Origin of the sequence: Gordonia amicalis (genome assembly GCF_022059885.1) — a bacterium.
Taxonomy (GTDB): domain Bacteria; phylum Actinomycetota; class Actinomycetes; order Mycobacteriales; family Mycobacteriaceae; genus Gordonia; species Gordonia amicalis.
Genome location: NZ_CP091855.1, coordinates 2,942,662 through 2,963,246, shown reverse-complemented (window position 1 = coordinate 2,963,246; position 20,585 = coordinate 2,942,662). Strand labels below are relative to the sequence as shown.

22 protein-coding genes and 1 pseudogene are annotated in these 20,585 nt (G+C 67.1%); 15 read left to right on the top strand and 8 right to left on the bottom strand.

Annotated features, from left to right (window positions below):
• The first annotated feature begins 109 nt into the window (after positions 1-109).
• From IHQ52_RS13565 to IHQ52_RS13550, 4 genes are all read left to right on the top strand, one after another.
• Positions 110-1,741, top strand: coding sequence for an FAD-dependent monooxygenase (locus tag IHQ52_RS13565; RefSeq protein WP_024497459.1), 1,632 nt, complete (start codon positions 110-112; stop codon positions 1,739-1,741).
• Positions 1,742-1,804: 63 nt separating this feature from the next.
• Entirely contained in the window at positions 1,805-3,109 is a 1,305-nt protein-coding gene (locus tag IHQ52_RS13560; RefSeq protein WP_024497458.1) for a polysaccharide pyruvyl transferase family protein, read from the top strand.
• 81 nt (positions 3,110-3,190) lie between these two features.
• Positions 3,191-4,366, top strand: a complete 1,176-nt coding sequence (locus tag IHQ52_RS13555) for a serine hydrolase domain-containing protein (protein WP_024497457.1) — start codon at positions 3,191-3,193, stop codon at positions 4,364-4,366.
• 22 nt (positions 4,367-4,388) lie between these two features.
• Complete coding sequence (locus IHQ52_RS13550; RefSeq protein ID WP_024497456.1) at positions 4,389-4,874, top strand: PPOX class F420-dependent oxidoreductase; 486 nt, start codon at positions 4,389-4,391, stop codon at positions 4,872-4,874.
• A 47-nt stretch (positions 4,875-4,921) separates the two neighbouring features.
• Here the strand turns inward: IHQ52_RS13550 and IHQ52_RS23590 are convergent, their stop codons facing one another.
• Positions 4,922-5,047, bottom strand: a complete 126-nt coding sequence (locus IHQ52_RS23590; protein ID WP_269138879.1) for a hypothetical protein — start codon at positions 5,045-5,047, stop codon at positions 4,922-4,924.
• A 256-nt stretch (positions 5,048-5,303) separates the two neighbouring features.
• On the opposite strand from IHQ52_RS23590, the gene IHQ52_RS13545 reads away from it, so the two are divergent.
• Genes IHQ52_RS13545 through IHQ52_RS13530 form a run of 4 tightly spaced genes read left to right on the top strand, consistent with a single transcriptional unit; the run spans position 5,304 to position 8,248 of the window.
• Complete coding sequence (locus IHQ52_RS13545) at positions 5,304-5,816, top strand: GbsR/MarR family transcriptional regulator (protein WP_024497455.1); 513 nt, start codon at positions 5,304-5,306, stop codon at positions 5,814-5,816.
• Positions 5,813-6,799 carry a daunorubicin resistance protein DrrA family ABC transporter ATP-binding protein gene (locus tag IHQ52_RS13540; protein ID WP_024497454.1) on the top strand — a complete coding sequence of 329 codons (987 nt, stop codon included), beginning with the start codon at positions 5,813-5,815 and terminating at the stop codon, positions 6,797-6,799. Before IHQ52_RS13545 ends, IHQ52_RS13540 begins: the two co-directional genes overlap by 4 nt.
• Complete coding sequence (locus IHQ52_RS13535) at positions 6,796-7,599, top strand: ABC transporter permease (RefSeq protein ID WP_024497453.1); 804 nt, start codon at positions 6,796-6,798, stop codon at positions 7,597-7,599. Before IHQ52_RS13540 ends, IHQ52_RS13535 begins: the two co-directional genes overlap by 4 nt.
• A gap of 22 nt (positions 7,600-7,621) precedes the next feature.
• Positions 7,622-8,248: a GyrI-like domain-containing protein gene (locus IHQ52_RS13530; RefSeq protein WP_024497452.1), complete on the top strand. Its 627-nt coding sequence runs from the start codon at positions 7,622-7,624 to the stop codon at positions 8,246-8,248.
• Here the strand turns inward: IHQ52_RS13530 and IHQ52_RS13525 are convergent.
• Positions 8,239-8,676: a MarR family winged helix-turn-helix transcriptional regulator gene (locus tag IHQ52_RS13525; protein ID WP_024497451.1), complete on the bottom strand. Its 438-nt coding sequence runs from the start codon at positions 8,674-8,676 to the stop codon at positions 8,239-8,241. The two genes, IHQ52_RS13530 and IHQ52_RS13525, sit on opposite strands and share 10 nt — an antisense overlap.
• A 72-nt stretch (positions 8,677-8,748) precedes the next feature.
• Here IHQ52_RS13525 and IHQ52_RS13520 point away from each other — a divergent pair, with 72 nt between their 5' ends.
• Positions 8,749-9,372 carry a maleylpyruvate isomerase family mycothiol-dependent enzyme gene (locus IHQ52_RS13520; protein ID WP_024497450.1) on the top strand — a complete coding sequence of 208 codons (624 nt, stop codon included), beginning with the start codon at positions 8,749-8,751 and terminating at the stop codon, positions 9,370-9,372.
• On the opposite strand, the gene IHQ52_RS13515 is transcribed toward IHQ52_RS13520, so the two are convergent.
• Positions 9,330-10,211: a helix-turn-helix domain-containing protein gene (locus IHQ52_RS13515; protein ID WP_024497449.1), complete on the bottom strand. Its 882-nt coding sequence runs from the start codon at positions 10,209-10,211 to the stop codon at positions 9,330-9,332. The two genes, IHQ52_RS13520 and IHQ52_RS13515, sit on opposite strands and share 43 nt — an antisense overlap.
• A gap of 173 nt (positions 10,212-10,384) precedes the next feature.
• Between IHQ52_RS13515 and IHQ52_RS13510 the strand changes: the two genes are divergently transcribed.
• Positions 10,385-11,239 (top strand): SDR family NAD(P)-dependent oxidoreductase, encoded by an 855-nt coding sequence (locus IHQ52_RS13510; protein ID WP_024497448.1) that lies wholly within the window; start codon positions 10,385-10,387, stop codon positions 11,237-11,239.
• An 84-nt stretch (positions 11,240-11,323) separates the two neighbouring features.
• Here IHQ52_RS13510 and IHQ52_RS13505 read toward each other — a convergent pair whose 3' ends face one another.
• Together IHQ52_RS13505 and IHQ52_RS13500 are read right to left on the bottom strand one after the other, a co-directional pair.
• Entirely contained in the window at positions 11,324-11,743 is a 420-nt protein-coding gene (locus IHQ52_RS13505; RefSeq protein ID WP_024497447.1) for a DUF7715 family protein, read from the bottom strand.
• A gap of 116 nt (positions 11,744-11,859) precedes the next feature.
• Positions 11,860-12,171: pseudogene (locus IHQ52_RS13500) on the bottom strand (LLM class flavin-dependent oxidoreductase); the annotation flags it as partial.
• A gap of 196 nt (positions 12,172-12,367) precedes the next feature.
• Here IHQ52_RS13500 and poxB point away from each other — a divergent pair.
• On the top strand, positions 12,368-14,104 hold the full coding sequence (gene poxB, locus IHQ52_RS13495; RefSeq protein ID WP_024497445.1) for a ubiquinone-dependent pyruvate dehydrogenase: 1,737 nt from the start codon (positions 12,368-12,370) through the stop codon (positions 14,102-14,104).
• A gap of 5 nt (positions 14,105-14,109) precedes the next feature.
• Here the strand turns inward: poxB and IHQ52_RS13490 are convergent, their stop codons facing one another.
• The gene (locus IHQ52_RS13490) at positions 14,110-14,751 is read right to left on the bottom strand and encodes an MBL fold metallo-hydrolase (RefSeq protein WP_024497444.1); all 642 of its coding nucleotides are present in this window, start codon (positions 14,749-14,751) and stop codon (positions 14,110-14,112) included.
• Between the two features lie 139 nt (positions 14,752-14,890).
• Here IHQ52_RS13490 and IHQ52_RS13485 point away from each other — a divergent pair, with 139 nt between their 5' ends.
• The 4 genes from IHQ52_RS13485 (at position 14,891) to IHQ52_RS13470 (ending at position 18,797) form a co-directional block, all read left to right on the top strand.
• Positions 14,891-16,162: an oxygenase MpaB family protein gene (locus IHQ52_RS13485; protein WP_035760170.1), complete on the top strand. Its 1,272-nt coding sequence runs from the start codon at positions 14,891-14,893 to the stop codon at positions 16,160-16,162.
• A gap of 81 nt (positions 16,163-16,243) precedes the next feature.
• Positions 16,244-17,296, top strand: coding sequence for a fused (3R)-hydroxyacyl-ACP dehydratase subunits HadA/HadB (locus IHQ52_RS13480; RefSeq protein ID WP_024497442.1), 1,053 nt, complete (start codon positions 16,244-16,246; stop codon positions 17,294-17,296).
• A 25-nt stretch (positions 17,297-17,321) separates the two neighbouring features.
• Entirely contained in the window at positions 17,322-17,720 is a 399-nt protein-coding gene (locus IHQ52_RS13475) for an ArsR/SmtB family transcription factor (RefSeq protein ID WP_024497441.1), read from the top strand.
• 3 nt (positions 17,721-17,723) lie between these two features.
• A complete protein-coding gene (locus IHQ52_RS13470; RefSeq protein ID WP_024497440.1) occupies positions 17,724-18,797 on the top strand; it encodes a cation diffusion facilitator family transporter in 1,074 nt (357 codons plus the stop codon).
• 115 nt (positions 18,798-18,912) lie between these two features.
• On the opposite strand, the gene IHQ52_RS13465 is transcribed toward IHQ52_RS13470, so the two are convergent.
• Entirely contained in the window at positions 18,913-19,335 is a 423-nt protein-coding gene (locus IHQ52_RS13465) for a nitroreductase family deazaflavin-dependent oxidoreductase (protein WP_024497439.1), read from the bottom strand.
• 29 nt (positions 19,336-19,364) lie between these two features.
• Positions 19,365-20,519 (bottom strand): hypothetical protein, encoded by a 1,155-nt coding sequence (locus tag IHQ52_RS13460; protein ID WP_024497438.1) that lies wholly within the window; start codon positions 20,517-20,519, stop codon positions 19,365-19,367.
• Positions 20,520-20,585: the final 66 nt, after the last annotated feature.

Below are 20,585 nucleotides of genomic sequence, written 5' to 3'. Positions count from 1 at the left end.
CGAGAATCGAAGGTGTGCCGCGTTTTCCCAGTCCCACGCCCGAGTTCGGCCGCACGGCGAATAATGCCTGCGAGTGTCGGCACTCGCCGACCGACGAAAGGGGTTCGGTGTGAATGACGTAGACGTACTGGTCGCGGGCGCGGGCCCGATCGGTCTGACCGCTGCCATCGAACTCCGCCGGCGAGGGGTCCGGGTCCGGATCGTCGACCCCCTTCTCGACCCTCCCCACTACGCGAAGGCCGTTGGGATTCAGCCACGGACCCTCGAGGTGTTCGAGGGCATCGGGGTGCTCGAGCCGATCCTGGACGCGGGTATGGAGATGCGCGGGCAGTTGGTGTTCGTCAATGGTTCTGAGGTGTCACGGATCGACCTGTCCACGCCGGACGATGTTCCCTTTCGCTTCCACCTGCTGCCGCAATATGCCACCGAGCGCGTCCTGCGAGACCGGCTCACCGACCTCGATGCCGAGATCGAACGCGGCGTGCGGGTGTCGGCGTTCGAGCAGGACGTCGACGGCGTCACCGTCACGCTGGCCGAGGCGGACGGTGGCGAGACCCAGGTCCGCGCGTCATATCTGATCGGCGCCGACGGCGCGCACAGCACGGTTCGCAAGGGTCTCGGTCTGAGCTTCGAGGGCGGTGCATTTGCCGAGCAGTACATGCTGGGCGACGTGGCCGTGGACTGGTCGATGCCCCGTGGTTACGCGATCCGCGCGATGCATCAGGCCGACGACGGCACAACCGACGACCTGCTGGTGTGCATCCCGCTACCGGGCCGCGGACGGTATCGCATGTCGATGCTCGTGCCCGACGAACTCGCGATCGGCGAGACCTCCGGCGGGGACGGTGTCGCGCATGGTTTCGAGGGCACCCGCACGCCCGAGCTGTCCCACATCCAGGCCGTCGTCGACCGGTTGTCGCCCGAACCCGCCACCGTGTCGGACATGCGCTGGTCGTCGGTGTTCCGCATCAGCCATCGGATCGTCGATTCCTACGGTCGCGGAAGGGTGTTCGTGGCCGGCGATGCCGCGCACATCCATCCGCCCACCGGCGCTCAGGGAATGAACACCGGTGTGCAGGACGCCCACAACCTCGCGTGGAAGCTGGCGCTGGCCGTCGATGGCGTCGCGGCACCCGGCCTGCTCGACAGCTATGACCTGGAACGACGACCGGTCGGTGAGGAGGTCGTCGGCCGTACCGTCCGCGACGCTCGGGAGGGCATCGGCACCGATTCCACCGACGTCGACTTCGTGACGCGCCGCGAAGCCCAGTTGCTGATCTCCTACGCCGACAGCCCGATCACCGCGGGTTCGACGGTCCCCAGCACGCCGTCGGCACCGCGGGCAGGGGAACGGGCTCCGGACGCCGCAGGACTCGGTCGCGAATCGGTGAATCACCCGCTCCGGCTGTTCTCCTTGCTGGGCGGCGTCGACCACTCGCTCGTGTTGTACGCCGACGCGACCTCGGGTGCCGAGGACGTCGCCGTGCTCGAAGGCCTGGCCGCGGAGATCACCGCGGCGGCACGCGGGCACATGACCGTACACGTGGTGGCGGCACCGACCGCGCAGGTCGGCAGCACCGACCTGCCCTTGCTCCGCGACACCGAAGGCCTCTTCGCCGCCGGATATCGGCCGGACGGTTCGACGGCCTTCGTCATCCGCCCGGATGGCTATCTCGGTTACCGCGGCCCGCTCGACGACACCGCCGCGGTCCTCGCGTACCTCCGCGCCACATTCGCGTGAACCGGGATCGCCTCTCGCGAAGCGCCGAGTCGCGCCGCCGCCCCGCCGCCGTAATCTCTCACCATGAGGGAATGGGGGCAGGTGCCGCGACTTCGCGGGCTGGCGAGCCGCGTGGGGGCATCGACACGACGCCGAGCCGCTGAGTCCTACGTCGGACGCGCCCTGGGCTCCGGCGAGGTCATCTACCTGATCGCACCGACCGGATACCCCAACTACGGCGACGAACTCATCGCGCGCACCTGGCTGCGCCACCTCACGCGCATCCGTCCCCACGCGACGGTGATCCTGGACTGCCACAACCCCGGGCCGGCGACCGCCTTGATGGGCGACGCGCACCCGAACCTGCGCGTCGTCGACACGCTCTGGCAACTCACGAACCACGCCGCCGGCATCGAACCCGACGCCCCGTGGGCGTGGGTCGGCCGGGCTGTCCTCGACTCCGGCCTGGCACCGCGGCTGAGCGCCGGTATCGACCTCCTCCACACGGCGACCACCATCCACCTGCTCGGCGGCGGATACGTGAACACCGTGTGGCCGCATCATGTTTCGCTGTTCGTGGGGGCCGCCGCGGTATCGGGCAGATCGGGAGCGAGGGCCGTGGCCACCGGGCAGGGACTGGTGCCCACCGTCGCCGAACCCGCGTGGACCGCCCTGGCCACGGCGCTGGGCACCTTCGACATCGTCGATGTGCGTGACACGCCGTCGGCGCAGGCGCTCGATGGGGTCGTGGGCGTGCGGAACTCCGGGGACGACGCCTGGCTCGCACTCAACCGTCCGCAACCGGCGATCTACCGCGACGAGACGGCCGCCGACGCACCGGGTCACGGTCACGGTGTGGTGCTGTGCCTGCAATCGGACCTCACCGAGAAGTTCACCGGCTCACACGGAACCGGCGCGGAGGCGCTCGCCGGGTTCGTGCACGACACCCTCGACGCCTGGGAGGTACCGGGAACGGGGGTCACCGTCGTCGAGGGAATCCCGGGACACGACTACGAGGTCCCGTTCCGTCTCGGGTCCCGACTCGACGGCGCACGCATCCTCAGTTTTCGTGACGTCTGGCTCGAGGGGCTGCCCGCAGGGCAGGGCAACACCTGGATCAGCACGCGATTCCACCCCCACCTGATGGCGGCTGCCGCCGGGGACCCGGGCGTCGCGGTCGTGCCGATGCGGGTCTACTACTCGATCAAGCACCGTTCCCTCGTCGAGGCCGGATCGTCCTGGAGTGTCGTCGATTCGGGAGACACGATCCCCGACCGGCCCACCGCCGGCGGTTTCGGGACGATGCAGCGGCAACGGGCCATCGAGGCCAAGGTCGCCACCGCACTCGACATCTATCCGGTGGCGGCTCTCTTCGCGCATCGGGTCTGAGGTAAACCGGACAGCGCGAATTCTGCGCCAGATACCGAGATGGACTGGCTGTTCCAGTCGTCGGCGAGCGATCATCACGGGATGATCCGTCGGCCCGTGCGCCCCGCTGTCCTACGAGTCCTGGTGTTCGGCGTGATAGCGGTGCTCGGCCTCGCCGCCTGCTCGCCGTCCCAGACGGCTTCCGACGGGTCGGGCACCCCCTCATCTGTGTCGGCCGAGAGCAGCGCCGCGTTCCAGAAGGTGCTCGACGACCTCCAGTCCGCCGGCGGCTTCCCCGGCGTCATCGCTCGCGTCATCTCACCGTCGGGTATCTGGACGGGAACGGCCGGCACGGCTGTCAAGGGACGGGATCGGCCGATCACCGCGTCCGATCACACCCGTATCGGTTCGCTCACCAAGACGATGACCGCGACGATCCTGCTGCAACTCGTCCAGGACGCGCGGGTCTCGCTCGATGATCCGATCAGCAAGTACATCCCCGACGCCCCGAACGGGAACGCCACCGTTCGCCAGGTCGCAGACATGACCAGTGGCATCCCGTCGTACACCCTGTCCGACACCTTCACGCAGAGATTCTTCTCCGATCCCGGATATGACTGGGCGCCAACCGAACTCGTCGACGCCTCGAAGACGTTGCCACCGGCCTTCGCGCCCGGGGACGGCTGGCAGTACTCGAACACCAACTACGTGCTGCTGGGGCTCCTCATCGAGAGGGTCCTGCGGCAACCGATCCGCGACGTCTTCGACGAACGGATCTTCGGCCCGCTGGGCATGGACGACTCGTCCTGGCCGGGCGGATCCGTCGACATCCCCGATCCCCACGTCGACGGCGTGACCAGCCAGGGTCAGCCGGCCGGAAAGACCGTCGACTCCACCGACTGGAATCCGTCCTTCGCCTTCACCGCGGGCGCGGTGATCTCGACCCTCGACGATCTGCAGCGCTGGGGCGATGCCCTCTTCACCGGTCGGGCGGTGCTCAACCCGTCCACCCAGCAGTTGCGTCGCGACTCGATCCTCACGTCTCCGCCGCCGAACACCGCCACCGCCGGGTATGGCATCGGTATCGGCGACCGGGACGGCTGGTGGGGCCACGACGGCGATTTCCCGGGCTTCAACTCGTCGCTGTTCCACAACTACGATTCCGACACGACCATCATCATCCTGGTGAACAGTGACGACGACATCACCGTCGACGGCAAGCAGGAACCACCGGTGTCGGCGATCCTCGCCGGGTTGATCGCCGCACTGCCGACGTAGACGTCGGCGTAAGGTCGTCGGCATGGCCAGAACCGTTGCGAAAGCCGATGCCGTCGACCGTGCCGGACTGCTGGACTTCATCCGGCCCCGTCACAAGATGATCCTGAGCACCGTCCGATCGAACGGCAGCCCGCAGCTGTCGCCGGTGACCGGCGGCGTCGACGCCGACGGCCGCATCGTGATCTCGACCTATCCGGGTCGCGCGAAGGCGACGAACCTCCGCTCCACCCCGGTGGCGAGCGTCGTCGTGCTGTCCGACGAGTTCAACGGCGCCTGGGTCCAGGTCGACGGAGACGCGGAGGTCCTGGACATGCCCGAGGCCGAGGACGCCCTCGTCGACTACTTCCGCAGCATCTCCGGCGAACATCCGGACTGGGACGAGTACCGTGCCGCGATGCGCATGCAGGGCAAGTCGCTGATCCGCATCACCCCGACACGATGGGGCCCGATCGCCTCTGGCGGCTTCCCCGCCGACGTCGCGGCGAAGCTGGACGCGCAGGACAGCTGAGCTCGAGTTCGACGACTCACGCGCGACGACGCAGGACACGTGACCCGTCAGAACGGCGGCGGGTCTGCCTGGTCGGCGAGGCTCTGCATCTTGTTGCGGGCACGTTCTGCCCGCCGACGTGCGTGCTTGTTGGCAAGCCGGTTGGTGGAGGGGGCGTCGTCCCCGGTGATCACTCGGGGCGTCGGTAACCCCAATGTAGACCCGATCACCGACAAGAACAGATGTCCATCCACAGACGGGGTGACCAGGGGTTGTGCGGCAACGGGTTACGCGAAAATTGGCCCTTCCACTTCCAGACCTCGTTTCGACGTTGCGACCTCGATCGAAGTCGCTACGTCGAAATGAAGTCCGACAGACCGATTCCTCAGAAAAGGGCGATCAGATGACACAGATTTGTGTCATCTCAGTCATGCGCGCACACTGTGACGTATGGCACTCGACGCGCAACTGACGTTCGCCGATCACATGGCGCGATTCTGCGCGCGTCGTTACAGCTACCCGCCGATGGTCGGACGCGTCCTCGGTTATCTGGCGGTGTGCGATTCGCCTGCCCCGACGATCGCCGAGCTGAGCGACGCCCTGCTCGCGAGCCGCTCGGCAATCGCCAACGCCATCGCCACGCTGGAATCCGTGGGCCAGGTGATGCGGACGCGCACCGCCGGGGAACGGATGGACCGCATCTCGATCGACATCACCTCGGCACGTGGCCTCGGGATGGACAATGCCGAATACGAAGAACTGGGGGCACTCGCACGAGAGGGACTCGACGTCCTTCGCGACGCACCTCCGGAGCGTCGCGCGGTCCTCAGCGAGATCGCGGCGTTCACCGAGTTCCTCACCAATCGGATCCCGGCGTTGTACGCCGAGTGGCAAAAGGAACGCGAGGTGTTGATCGCGGCCGGCGAGATCCCCGCTTCTCCGTCAGAAGGGCCGAGCGCATGACCCTCAGCCGCACCGCGGGCGCCGAGATCTGCATCCGCGGACTCACGAAAAGCTATGGCGAGCAAAAGGTTCTGGATGGTATCGACCTGACCGTCCCGGCCGGGTCGGTGACCGCGCTGCTCGGCCCCAACGGTTCGGGCAAGACGACCACGGTGAGCATCGCCTCGACGCTGTTCCCGGCCGATTCCGGCACCGTGACCATCGACGGCCACGACACCGTGGCAGCGGCCCGCGCGGTGCGCTCGATGATCGGCGTCACCGGCCAGTATGTCGCCATCGACGACCTGTTCAGCGGCCGCGAGAATCTGACCCTGATGGCCGATCTCCGCCACCTCGGACGCGCCGCTGGTCGACGTCGTGCGGACGATCTGCTCGAACAGTTCGATCTCGTGGGCGCTGCGGACCGTGCGGTGTCGACCTATTCCGGCGGTATGCGTCGCCGCCTCGACCTGGCGATGACGCTCGTCTCCACACCGCGCGTCATCTTCCTCGACGAGCCGACGACCGGACTCGACCCGCGCAGCCGACGGGTGCTGTGGGACATCATCACCGGCCTCGCCGCCGGCGGGGTCACGATCTTCCTCACCACCCAGTACCTCGAGGAGGCCGACCAGCTCGCCGACCGCATCGCGGTGCTCGACCACGGTCACATCGTCGCCGAGGGCACCGCGGCGGAACTGAAGAAACGGGTGCACGATTCCGAGGTGCGCCTCACGTTCGCCGACGACGACGCCTTCGACTCCGCCGGGCGGCTGCTCCCCTCCGCCCGGCCGATCGTCGAGTCCCGTCGGCTCGACATCGCCACCGACGACACCGTTTCCACCATCCGCACGACGCTCAACCTCCTCGACGCCGCCGACGTCGAGGTGGCCGACGTCCACGTCCACACCGCAACCCTCGACGACGTGTTCTTCGCCCTCACCGGGTCGGCACCGGCGGACGCCGTCGAGAACGACAGCAACACCTCGGGAGCCGCGTCATGACCGCGTTGACCTACACCGTGACCGACTCGCGGGTCATGCTGCGCCGCAATCTCCGACGGCTCGTCAAGTACCCGTCGTTGACCATCATGCTGGTCGGCCTGCCGGTCGTGTTCCTGCTGCTGTTCGTCTTCGTCTTCGGCGGCCAGCTCGGCGCCGGGATGACCACATCCACCGGAGCCACCGGCCGCGCCGCGTACCTCGACTACGTCATTCCCGGCATCATCCTCGTGACGATCGCGTCCGCGGTGCAGGGGTCGGCGATCGTGGTCGCGATGGACATGACATCGGGGATCATCAACCGGTTCCGCACCATGGACATCGGACGATCCTCCGTGCTCGTCGGGCATGTCCTCGCCAGCCTCATCCAGGCCTTGTTCAGCATCGCGATCGTACTCGCGGTGGCGATCGCCCTCGGCTTCCGCCCCACCGTGGACCCCCTCGGATGGCTTGGCGCACTGGGTATCACGGTCATGTTCTCGGTCGCCCTTATCTGGCTGGCGATCTACCTGGGCCTCGCCGCGGACACCGTGGAGACCGCCAGCAACTCGCCGATGTTCCTGACGATCATGCCGTTTCTCAGCACCGGTTTCGTTCCCGCCGACTCCTTGCCCGTCGGGGTCAAGCAATTCGCCGAATACCAGCCGTTCACCCCGGTCATCGAGGTCCTCCGTGGAGCTCTCACCGCCGCAACGGTTCCCACCGGCAGCGTGATCGCGGCAATGGCCTGGAGTCTGGGCATCGGCGCGGTATCCTACGGACTCGCCCTGCGCACCTATGAACGGCGAGCCATCACCTCCTAGCCGACAACCGGAGCGGAACCCTGTGAGCGACAAGGTCGACTTCAAGAAGACACTCGACTCCTATCAGGCCAGACGCGGCGAGTTCCGCATCCTCGAAGTCCCCTCCATGCGATACCTGATGATCGACGGCCAGGGCGACCCCAACGACTCCCCCGACTTCGCCGCTGCGATCGAGACCCTGTATCCGGTCGCCTACAAGCTCAAGTTCGCCAGCAGCCGCGGACTCGGTCGCGACTATGTGGTGCCGCCCCTTGAAGGCCGATGGTGGGCCGACGACATGGAGTTGTTCACCGGGGCGCGCGACAAGACCAGGTGGAGCTGGACACTCATGATCATGGTTCCGTCGTGGCTGACCGACGACATGATCGCCTCGGTGATCGAGACGGTCGGCACGAAGAAGCCACCGCCCCGGCTCGACGACCTTCGCACCGCGACCCTCGACGAGGGACTCTGCGTACAGACCCTGCACCTCGGTTCCTTCGACGACGAGGCACCCGTCCTGAACCGCATGCACGAGGAGTTCATCCCCGCCAACGACCTACGCATGAGTGGGCACCACCATGAGATCTACTTCAGCGACTTCCGCAAGGTGGCACCGGCGAAGCTCCGTACGATCCTGCGCCAGCCGGTCGAGAGGACTCACCGGTAGGGATCGGTGATCTCCCGCAGGCGGATCAGCGATCTCTCCAGCGCCGCATAGTCGTCGGCGCCCAGGTGATCTCGCCACTCCAGCTCGATGGCGTCGACCTCCCGCGCGGCGATCTCACACAACTCGACGCCGCGGTCGCTGAGGGTCACCAGCCGTGCCCGACGATCCGACGGATCCGGCACCCGCATCAGGTACCCCGCGGCCTCGAGCTGATCGACGATGCCACCGGCGGTCTGCTTGGTGACGCCCGCCTGTTCGGCAAGATCTGTCAGGCGCATCGGCTCGGGTGCGAGCCTCTGCACCACCCGACTCTGCGCGAGGGTGATGTCGTCGGCCCCGGCGTCGGCGAGACGCGCCATCACCCGCCGTTCGATGGACCGGTGGGCCACGAACATCAGGACGCCGAGGGCCGGCCGTTCGTCGGTCATGCCATTGACTTTAGTACGGAACCCTGACTAATATGGTCAGGCATCCTGACCAATTCGTAACGGGAGCACGTCATGGACAGTGACACTCTCTGGAACCACGTCGACGAACAGCGAATCGACCTGGCCGCACTGATCGAATCCCTCTCCGACGAGCAGCTCGGCACGCCGTCCCTGTGCGCAGGCTGGACCGTGCGCGACGTCGCGGTGCACCTCACGCAATCGCACGCCGACGCGCGTCAGGTGATCCCCGAAGCCATCCGATACGGCTTCCGCTTCAACACGATGATCCGCAACATGGCGATCCGCGACCGGACGACCCCACCCGAAGCGGCGCAGAAACTGCGTGCGATGGTCGGGTCACGTCGCCACCCGTTCGGGACCAACGAGCGAGCACCCCTCATCGACTCCCTGCTGCACGGCCAGGACATCACCGTTCCGCTCGGGATCGATCGTCCGATGCCGGTCGACGCCGCAGCAGCCGCGGCACAGGAGATCTGGGACATGACATTTCCCTTCTTCGCCCGTCGCCACAATCGGGGTCTACGTTTTGTGGCCACCGACGTCGACTTCGTGGCCGGGTCGGGGCGGGTCGTCGAAGCGCCGATCCGTGAGGTGCTGATGTGCTTCAGCGGGCGGGTCCCGGCGAGTTCCCTTCATCCCTCCGACGGTTCGGACTCCGGTTCCCGCGCCGGCTGACTCCAGCTCGCAAGGATCGAGATCGCCTGGCGGGACGACGATTCCGGCTCCGTCGTGTAGAGATACAGCGCCTGGTCGCTGTCGCCGGGCAGCACGAAGGTCTCGTAGTCGACGGTGAGTTCGCCGACGACCGGGTGCACCAACCGCTTGGAACCGAAGGTGCGCTGATGGACCTGATGCTCCGACCACCACTGCCGGAACTCCGGGCTCGACACCGACAGCTCCCCGACAAGTTCGATGACGTCGCGGTCCTCCGGGGATCGCCCGGCCTCGAGTCGCAGACTCTCGACGGCGTTGCGGGCCTGCAACTCCCAGTCGACGAACAGGCAGCGCGCGTCGTCGGAGAGCAGTATCCAGCGTGCATAGTTCCGTTCACGTCCGGGCATGCGCTCGAAGTCGGCGAACAACGCGCACGCCATCCGGTTGGCCGCCAACACCTCGGTCCGGCGGCCGAGGACCAGCGCGGGATGTGCGTCGAGCGAATCGAGGAGCCGGCGAAGTGCGGGGCGGACGCGCTGCGCCGCCGACCGGGATCGTGCCGCCGCCCGCGGCGCCCGCGTCGACGAGACGAGGTCGTGCAGATGGGTGCGGCCCACGTCGTCGAGCGCGAGCGCCCGCGAGATCGCGTCGATGACCTGCGTCGACGGCACGATGCGCCGCCCCTGTTCCAGCCTCGTGTAGTAGTCGGTGGACACCCCGGCCAGCAGGGCCACCTCTTCGCGCCGCAAACCCTTGACGCGCCGGACCCGCCCGTCGTCGGGGAGTCCGGCCTCCTGAGGGTCGCGCCCGGCACGAGCACGGCGGAGGAAGTCCGCGAATTCTCGATTCAGATCGGCCATGACCACCATCATGCGCGTCCGAGGTGGGCCGTGCCTGGGTCTTGCAGTCCTAGGTTGGCCGATCCGGGGTCCGTAATGGTCAGTTATGGCGTCCCACAGTGCCTTTCGGCGCGGGATTCTGGTGTCACCGGTTCGACTGACGGACCGCGACCCCACAGGAGACAATCATGATCGTGAGCTACCCCACCGATCGTCCGGCAACCTGGTTCGTCACCGGCGCCTCGCGCGGCCTCGGCCTGGAGCTGGTCACCCAGCTGCTGCAGCGCGGCGACAACGTCGCGGCCACCACCCGCTCCGCCGGTCGGCTGACCGGGGCCCTGGCCGATGTCGACACGAGCCGTCTTCTCCCGCTGGAGGTCTCGCTCGCGGACGAGGCCGACGTCAAGGCCGCGGTCGCGGCCGCCGAGGAACGCTTCGGCGGCATCGACGTGGTCGTGAACAACGCGGGTTACGGCTTCCTCGCCGCGGTCGAGGAAGCGACCGACGCCGAGGCCCGCGAGATGTTCGACGTCCAGATCTTCGGGGTCTGGAACGTACTACGTGCCGCGCTCCCGCAGATGCGGGCACGCCGCCGCGGCCACATCATCAACGTGTCGTCGATCCTGGGCCTGACGACGTTCCCCGGTTGGGGCCTGTACTGCGCCGGCAAGTTCGCGCTGGAGGGGCTGACCGAGTCGCTGGCTGCCGAGGTCGCCGACTTCGACATCGCGGTCAACCTGATCGAACCCGGCTACATGCGGACCGACTTCCTGCGTCCCAGCTCGCTGGGTCTGCCGGAATCCACCGTCGACGCCTACCCGGCCATCCGCGAGATGACCCAGGCGCACCTGGCCATGCCCGGCACCCAGCTCGGCGATCCGGCCCGCGCCGCGTCGGCGATCATCACCGTCGCCGTCGAGGGCAGCGCGCCACTTCATCAGTTGTTGGGATCGGACTCCCTCGGGTTCGCCGACGCCCGACTGGAGGCGCTGCGTACCGAGTTCGACGCCGCGAAGGAGCTCGCGGTGACCTCCGATCACCAGGACTGAGTCCATGCGACTCCGCATCGGTGATGCGACCTCGGTCGAAGTCGCATCACCGAAGCAGACTCGGCCGGCGAGAAGTCCGGACGATCAGCTCGCCAGGGCGTACTCCCACGCGTCGGCTCGGCGGTTGTAGGCGACCCGGATGATGGTCCCGGGATCGAGCTGCGCAGCCAGCACCAGCGTCGGCACCAGGAGCTCCAAGGCGTATGCCGCGACCGGATCGGTCGAATCGCCGGCGTCTGCGTCGGCCCTCAGCAGTTCCGCCCATCCCGCGGACTCGAGATACCCAAAGGTGGCTGTCGTGAGGTCCTCGACGGTCAGTTCCAGATCGCGGACCATGATCGTCGTGGTGGCCCGGTGGGAGTTGAGTCCGCCGAATGCGCGGTCGCATCCGCAGGTCCGGGAATCGCACACAACCCACGACGGCAGCACGATCTCGCCTTCGACGGCGTGGCAGAAGTCATCGTGCCGGGTGGCACCGGATGCGGTGGCGGTCAGGACTTTCATGAGCGACTCCGATGTGTCGAAACCACCTCGCAGAACGCGAGGCCCACGCCGCCCGGCGTGGTGCGACCCACGGTGACGAACGGCCCCGACAATCAGCGCCGTGGCCGACGACGCCATCCACAGCCCGGCCAGACATCCACAGGTCCCGGCCCTAGGCCCGGTGAATGAGGTTGCACGCGACGGGAGTACTGCTCGATGCCGACGGTGCCCTCGAAGTCGCTGACGGGTTCGCCGCGCAGGTTGTCCAGGAGTCGGACGACCCGATCCTTGGAGAAGTTCTCGACGTCATGGGTTTCCGGGTACAGCGACCTCGTGAAGTCGTCGTACCGCATCGGAACACCCACGGAGACTCCGGAATTGATTCGTCCGTCACTGAGTAGGTCGACGGTGGCGAGATCTTCGGCCAACCGCAGCGGATTCTCCAGACCCCGTTCTCGTCGAATCGTCCGATAGTCAGGAAGCCGAGATTCTGCGGTGGTTCACCACGCTGTGGCATGGACAGATTGTGTCACCGGCGATACCGCCGGTCACCGAGAATCATGGTGCGCGAAAGTTCGACGAGGTCGGTGCCGTTCGAGTCGCGTCTATAGTCGGGTGCACACCGACTCGACCGAACGGATCACCATGCCGACAACAGTCGCCGAGAGGATCGTCGAAGAGCTCGACCGTGCCGGAGTGCAGCGTGTGCACGGGCTTCCGGGTGATTCACTCAACGGTCTCACCGACGCCCTGCGCACCACCGAGGCCATCACCTGGCAACACGTCCGGCACGAGGAAGCGGCTGCGTTCGCAGCCTCCGCCGAAGCCGCACTCACCGGCGAACTCGCGGTGTGCGTGGGCAGTTGCGGCCCCGGCAATCTCCACCTGATCAACGGGCTCTTCGACGCTCACCGCAGCCGCGTGCCGGTCCTCGCGATCGCGGCCCACATCCCCGGACCCGAGATCGGCAGCGGCTACTTCCAGGAAACCCATCCCGAACAGCTCTTCCGCGAGTGCAGCGCCTTCTGCGAGATGGTCAGCACCCCCGAGCAGATGCCCCGGCTGCTCGACGTCGCATTGCGCACGGCGGTCGAACGACGCGACGTGGCCGTTCTGGTGATCCCCGGCGAGCTGTTCCTCAAACCGTGCCCCAAACGTCGTGCGGGCGCCCCGATCCGGCAGGTACCACGGCTGGTCCGTCCCACCGACGCGGAGTTGACCCGCACCGCAGACACTCTGAACGCCGCTCGGCGGGTCACGATCCTCGCGGGTGCCGGTGTCCAGGGCTCTCACGACGAGGTCGTCGGACTCGCCCGCGCGTTGCAGGCACCGATCGTGCATGCGTTGCGCGGCAAGGAGTTCATCGAATACGACAACCCCTACGACGTGGGCATGACCGGCCTGCTGGGCTTTTCGTCGGGGTATCGCGCGATCGAGAAGTGCGACACCCTTCTCATGCTGGGGACCGACTTCCCGTATCCGCAGTTCTATCCGTCCAAGGCGACCATCATCCAGGTCGACATCCGTGGCGAACAGATCGGTCGACGCTGTCCGGTCGACGTGCCGCTGGTCGGCGATGTCGGCGACACGGTGCGCGCGCTGCTCCCGCTGATCTCGGCCGACCGCGATCCCGAACACCTGACGACCTCACTCGCCCACTACACAAAGGCGCGTCGACGCCTGGACGACCTGGCCGACAACGACCGCAACCGGTCCCCGATCCACCCGCAGTACCTCACCCGGCTCATCAGCGAAAAGGCAAGCGCGGATGCCGTCTTCATCCCCGACGTCGGTTCGCCCGTCGTGTGGGCCGCGCGGTACCTGACCATGAACGGGTCCCGCCGACTGATCGGCTCGTTCACCCACGGGTCGATGGCGAATGCGGTCTCGCAGGCGATCGGCGCGCAGACGGCATTCCCTCGGCGACAGATCATCGCCCTGGCCGGCGACGGCGGGCTGGCGATGCTGCTCGGGGAGTTGCTCACCATCACCCAGAACGAGCTGCCGGTGAAGATCGTCGTCTTCAACAACTCGTCGCTGAACTTCGTCGAGGTGGAGATGAAGGCAGCCGGATTCGTCAACTACGGCACCGATCTGGAGAACCCCGACTTCGCGAAGCTCGCCGAATCCGTCGGCATCCGCGGACGCAAGGTCGAGCAGGCCGACGACCTCGCCGGCGCCGTCGACGACTTCCTCGCCCACGACGGCCCGGCGCTGCTCGACGTGACGACGGCCCGTCAGGAACTGTCGATCCCACCGACCATCACCGCCGCCCAGGCCAAGGGATTCACCCTCTACGCCCTGCGCACCGTGCTGTCCGGTCGTGGGGACGAACTGGTCGATCTGGCGGAGACCAACGTCTTCCGGCGGCTGTTCGACTGACCGCCCTAACGCTGCGCGGCCGAGAGTCCGGTGAGAGCCTGATCGATGTGATCCGGCCATTCCTGGGCGACAATGTGATTCACCGCTGAATCCCCGGCGTACGCACTCGAGATCACCACATCGACGGTCAGTGTCGCCAGCAGACGCAGGCTCTCCGCAAGAGTGTGTGCGTTGCTGAAACTCGGCAGATATCCGGCCGTCCATTCGCCGGATTCGCCCAGGTACAGGGTGTCCCCGGTGAACAGGTACCGGAGGCCGTCGTCACCCGGCACGAGGTAGCACGTGCTGCCGGGTGTGTGCCCGGGTGTCGGGATCACCTCGACACCGTTGTCGTCGACGTACCTTTCGGCGAGCGCTATGTCCACGCGCGCATACCGGCCGATCCGGCCGACCTCGGGGGCGGGAGCGTGCAGCGTCGCCCCGAACCGGTCCTCGATGCGGCCGAGCATCGGTCCGGCCTCATCGTGATGGGACAGGTACTGGTCATCGACGCCACCCAGCTTTTCCAAGTCGGCGAACTCGGCGTCGGACGCCACCGAGTAGAACAACGCGTTGCGGTCCGACGTCCACAGGTAGGCATGCGTGGTGAGGCCGGGGAATGGATTGTCGGTGGCGGTCTCCCAGAGGTCGGGTAGCACCTGTCGCATCGGGGTTCTCCTCGGTGAGGGCGGTCACTTCCACCCACGGTGCAACTTCAAGTGCACTCGAGGTCAAGGAGGCGGCGTGCACCTTCCACCCGACGGGTGATACACATGAGGGAATTCGTCTCAATATTTGGGGGTTCCCGTGTCCGCAGTGCTGTCGGGTCGCTCGACCGACGACGATCCCGCCTTCCCGAGCGCCGTCACCTACGACGCCGCGACGTCCAACCGCCGACTGCAGCGCGCACGCGCCCTTGTCCGGAGGGCGACGGGTAAGGACCTCTACCCCGAGCCCGAGCAGCTGCGCACCTTCGCCGAGGACATGTTCCGCACCGACCCGGTGGCCGAGCGGTTCGTCGACGAGGTCTACGGCACGCTCGGCCCGGAGGCCGCCCGAGCGCTGCTGGACAAAGCACTCACCGACGGGCTCGACAGCATCGAGAACCCCCCGCCGGCGCTGGTCGAACTGTTCGAGGAATTCGAGACGGTTCCCGACTGGGTCGACCCGGAGCTCATCGCGGAGGGCGAGGAGATCTGGCGTCGCTGGGGCACCGGCCTGTTCAGTGTCGCCGGCGGGATCACGCTCGAGATGTACACGGAAGCCGCGGTTGCCAAGCCGCTGTCACTGGCCGGCGGATACGCCGGCGACAACGCGCTACGCCGATTCCTGGAGACGTCCCGGTTCTGGATCGACGTCTCCCAGCCCGGCGCGCTGCTGACCCCGGGGTCGGCCGGACGGGCGACGGCGATGCGGGTCCGAGTGATGCATGTGTGGGTTCGACGCACCGTCGCCAAGCACCCCGAATGGGACGTGGAGCGATGGGGCGAGCCGATCAGTCAGTCGTATCAGCTGCTGACCCTGCTCGGCGGCAGCGTCGTGCCCGCGTCGGCACTGTGGCTGACCGGCGTCCAGACCACGCCTCGCGAGATCCGGGTGCTGTTGCACTATCAGCGCTACCTCGGGCATCTGCTCGGCGTGCGCACCCAGTGGTTCCCCGAGACCATCGCCGACTCGCTACGACTGTTGGCCTTCGTCAACACGACCCGCAGCTACGACGCGGGTGCGGAAGGCGCCGAACTCATCGAGTCGTTCCCGGCTGCGTTCGCCGGCGCGAACGCGAAGGGCCTCGAGCGCATCCGCGGCAAGTACAACGCCATGATGTACGCCGCGTACTCGACGATCTACATGATGCCGACGACGCGCTTTCGCTACGACATGCCCAATCCGGTCCCGGGTCTCGCGCTGATCCTGTTGCGACTGCCCGCCGTGACGCTCATCGAGACACTGCGCCGGGCCTCCCCGACGTTCCGCCGACTGCACGAGAAGGTGATGTGTCGCCACCGGGAGAATTGGCACCGCTGGCAGTCCTCGGGGCGCCCGGCGGAGTTCGCCCACGGCAAGGGGCTGCGACGCTGACGTCCAGGCCGTGTCGTCGAGCGCGGGACCGGAGGATGCCACGGTTTTGCCTGCGGAACCCGCGCGATTAGCGTTGTCGAAATGACCCAACCCCCGATCACGGAACCGACGGCAGCCGGTGAGGCGCCCGACCTCGAGACGCGCGTCGGCCACTACTACGTCCTCGACGGCTCCTACGAGGTGGGACGCGAGAAGGTCCGCGAATACGCCCGCGCGGTCCAGGACTACCACCCTGCCCACTGGGAGCCGGAAGCCGCTGCTGCCCTTGGATACTCGGGACTCGTCGCACCGCTGACGTTCACCTCCATCCCGGCGATGGCCGCGAACCGGGAGCTGTTCGAGTCCGTGATCGTCGGCTACGACACCTACGTGCAGACCGAGCAGGTCTTCGAGCAGCACCGGCCGATCGTGGCCGGGGACGAGCTCGTCACCGACGTCGAACTGTCGAGCGTGCGCAAGGTCGCCGGCCGTGAGCTGATCACCGTGACCAACACCATGACCGACGCCGCCGGCGAGAAGGTGCACACGATGCACACCACGGTTGTCGGGGTCACCGCCGACGAGGTCGATCCGACTCTCGGCCCCGCGGTGCGCAAGGTGATGATGCACGACGTCAACATCTTCAGCCACGAGGACACCCACCACCTGTACGAGAAGACCGTCCGGCCCGAGGGTGAGATCCGCGTCGCCGACGGCGCGAGCCGTCCGTCCGGCGCGCGCTCCTTCGACGAGCTCTCGGTGGGCGACGAACTGCCGATGCACACCGTCCGCATCTCCCGCGGCGACCTGGTCAACTACGGAGGTGTCGCCGGCGACGCCAACCCCATCCACTGGGACGAGGCGGTCGCCAAGCTCGCGGGGCTGCCCGACGTCATCGCACACGGGATGCTCACGATGGGTCTCGGCGCGGCCTTCGTCGCCTCGTGGTCCGGCGATCCCGGCGCGGTCACCCGCTACTCGGTGCGGCTCTCCCAGACGGTTCCCGTCTCGGCGTCCGACGGCGGCGAGATCGAGTTCAGCGGACGCATCAAGTCGCTGGACCCCGAGACCAGGTCCGGTGTCGTCATCATCGTCGCGAAATCGGGTGGCCGGAAGGTGTTCGGTCTCGCGACCATGAACATCCGTTTCGCCTGACCGATCAGAGCGCTACTATCTGCATATGAATGCAGATAAGCATTCACCGGTCGCGCGCTCTCCCATCGCGGAGGATCAGGCGCGGCTGGTGGTCGAGGTCTTCCGGATGCTTGCCGACCCAACCCGCATCCAACTGTTGTGGGCACTGTCCGGCACCGAGATGTCGGTCAGTGAACTCGCGGACGCGGTCGGCAAGCCCGGGCCCTCCGTGTCGCAACATCTCGCCAAGCTCCGGATGGCGCGGCTCGTCCGCACCCGCCGCGCCGGGACCACGATCTTCTACAGTCTCGAGAACGAGCACGTCCAGCGTCTCGTCACCGATGCGGTGTTCAACGCCGAACACGCCGGCCCGGGTGTACCCCCACACCATCGCGGCGATCCCGCACTTCGCGCCGTCGATCCGGGACCGGCCCGGGAGGCGTGAGCGATGACGCATCTGCCTCGCGCCCCCCATCGGCACGACCACCCTGACGATCACGCGCACCGCCATCCGCATCACCACGACCATGCGCACCGGCACGGCTTCCGGGGAATTGTCGCCGAGATCTTCGCGCCGCATTCCCACGACGCGGCCGACAGCGTCGACTCCGCACTGGAGTCCTCGAAGGCAGGCATCCGCGCAGTGAAGATCAGCCTGCTGGTCCTCGGCGTCACCGCTGTCGCACAGGCCGGGATCGTCGCTGCCTCGGGCTCGATCGCGCTGGCTGCCGACACGATTCACAACTTCTCCGACGCCCTCACCGCGGTACCGCTCTGGATCGCTTTCGCCCTGGGCACCCGGTCGGCCACTCGACGCTACACCTACGGGTTCGGACGCGTCGAGGACCTGGCCGGACTGTTCGTCGTCGCGATGATCGCCCTGTCGGCGTTCATCGCCGGATACGAGGCCGTGGGACGGCTCCTCGATCCCCGACCCATCGAACACGTCGGTTGGGTGGCGCTTGCCGGTCTCGTCGGCTTCATCGGCAACGAGTGGGTGGCGCTGTACCGCATTCGAGTCGGCAGACGCATCGGTTCGGCCGCCCTCGTCGCCGACGGACTCCACGCGCGCACAGACGGTTTCACGTCCCTCGCCGTGCTGCTCTCCGCGGGCGGCGTGGCTGTCGGGATTCCGCTCGCCGATCCGATCGTCGGGCTGCTGATCACCGTCGCCATCCTCGCGGTTCTGCGCACCGCGGTGCGCGACGTCTTCCGCCGTCTGCTCGACGGCGTGGATCCCGACCTCGTCGAGACCGCCGAGAAGACCCTCGCCGAACGTCCGGGGGTGCTGGCCGTCCGTAGTATCCGAATGCGCTGGATCGGACATCGACTCCATGCCGACGCCGAACTGGACGTCGATCCGAACCTACTGCTCACCGAGGCGCACACCATCGCGCACGACGCCGAACACGAACTGACCCATGCCGTTCCGAAGCTCGCCAGTGCGCTGATCCACGCTTATCCCGCACACGGGGATCATCCCCACGGGCAGCAGGAACACACGGTCAACACCCGCCCTTGATGACGAAGCACGGCCGCAGATGACCCGCTGGAGGACATCGGGCGCCACTCGGTGGCCACAACATCAGAGCCCCGACCGAAGTCGAGGGCTCTGATGCCTGCGGGCTGCAGATGAATCACTCCAGGATGAAGACCGGGATCTCTCGGTCGGTCTTGGTCTGGTACTCCCCGTAGGGAGGGAAAGCCGCGACGGCGAGCTCCCACCAGTGAGCGCGCTCGTCGCCGCTGATCTCACGCGCGGTCAGTTCCTTGATCTCGGAACCGTCCTGCACGGTAACTTGCGGATTGGCCTTGACGTTGAAGTACCAGGCCGGATGCTCCGGTGCACCGCCTTTGGAGGCGACCATCGCGTACTTGCCGTCCTCCTCCACGCGCATGAGCGGCACGTAGCGCTTCTTGCCGGACTTCGCGCCGGTGGTGGTGAACAGCACGATCGGACGATCCTGGACCAGCACACCCTCGGTGGTGCCCTGCTCCAGGATCTTCTCGGTCTGCTCGCGGACCCAGCCTTCAGGACTCAATTCTGCGTTGACACTCATGGCCCGCAAGAACACTCCGACACCCGTACCTATTCCGCCGTCGTCCGCCGATCGCCGCCGTCTTCGGCGACCGTCTCCGTTGCTGCTCCCGCTCCGGACTCCGCTCGCGACCCGTCGGCAGTCGTCACCTTGGTCTCGCCGGTGGACGATCCGTCGTCCACGACCGTCTTCAGGTCCGAACCACCGGAATCCGGCACCGGCTCCTTCTCCGTGGTCGAGGAGTCCGACACCGCCGGCACATCCCCGATCGGGTCAGCACCGGGAGTCGTGTCGTCGGACTGTTCTCCGCCGGGACCCGAGGGCGATCCGCCGTGCTCGCCTCTGGGGCCGGGGCCGGGATCGAGGGGCTGGGTGTCCTCGAAGATTCCCGGGTCGGGACCCGGCTTCGTCGTATTGCCCTGATCGTTCCCCGAACCACCGCCGGAACCGGGGTCCGTGGGTGTACCCGTGACGGGCGGGACGACGTGGGGTCCGAGCGTCATGGCCTTCGCCGGAAGCGTGACACCCCATGGCAGGGTGAAGCTTCCGGTCTGAATCGTCGGGGTGAGGTCGGCGCGATCGGTCGGCACACCCGATCGGATCTGCGGCACACCGAGGTAGTTGACGTATGTGTCACCGCCCACGGTCACGACGGGGAAGAGAACGATCGTGCTTCCCAGCCAGTCCAGTGTGATCGCTCCCGGCCCATACACCGGGTCGGCGACATTCGAATCGCTGCCGCCGACGATGACGGGTGCGAACCCATAGCTCGTGGTGACCGCGATCCGGTGGGTTCCGGCCGACTGACCGAGGGTGACCCGAACGAAGTCCTTCGTCAACGCTTTCGCGCTGCCTCCCCCGAGCACCACGTCGTCGAGGATGTCCTCCAGCGACCGGTCGCCGGTGAGGAGCGTCCCGGGATTCGTCAGGCCGAACTGGATCTCCTTCTTCAGCCGGTCGTAACGAAAGTCGAATGCGCCCAGAACGTTTGTGCACGCACCAGCCGAGGACGAGGTCGCTATCGCAAGGGCACCGAAGCAGGTGACCGACCCGGTGTCGTCGGCAGACGCCGTCGCGACGCCCAACCCCAGGACGGCGAGGGCGAAGGCGACGTCACCGGCGCTCGGAGACGAGGTTCCGGCGACAGAGCCTGGAAGGAATGCGAACGACGCCCCGTCACCCTGCGCGTCTGGGTGGTTGAGCACGGTCCCGCCGAGGACTCCCTGCGAAACGATCTGGATGCCGCCACCACCGACGCCGAACCGGTGGCG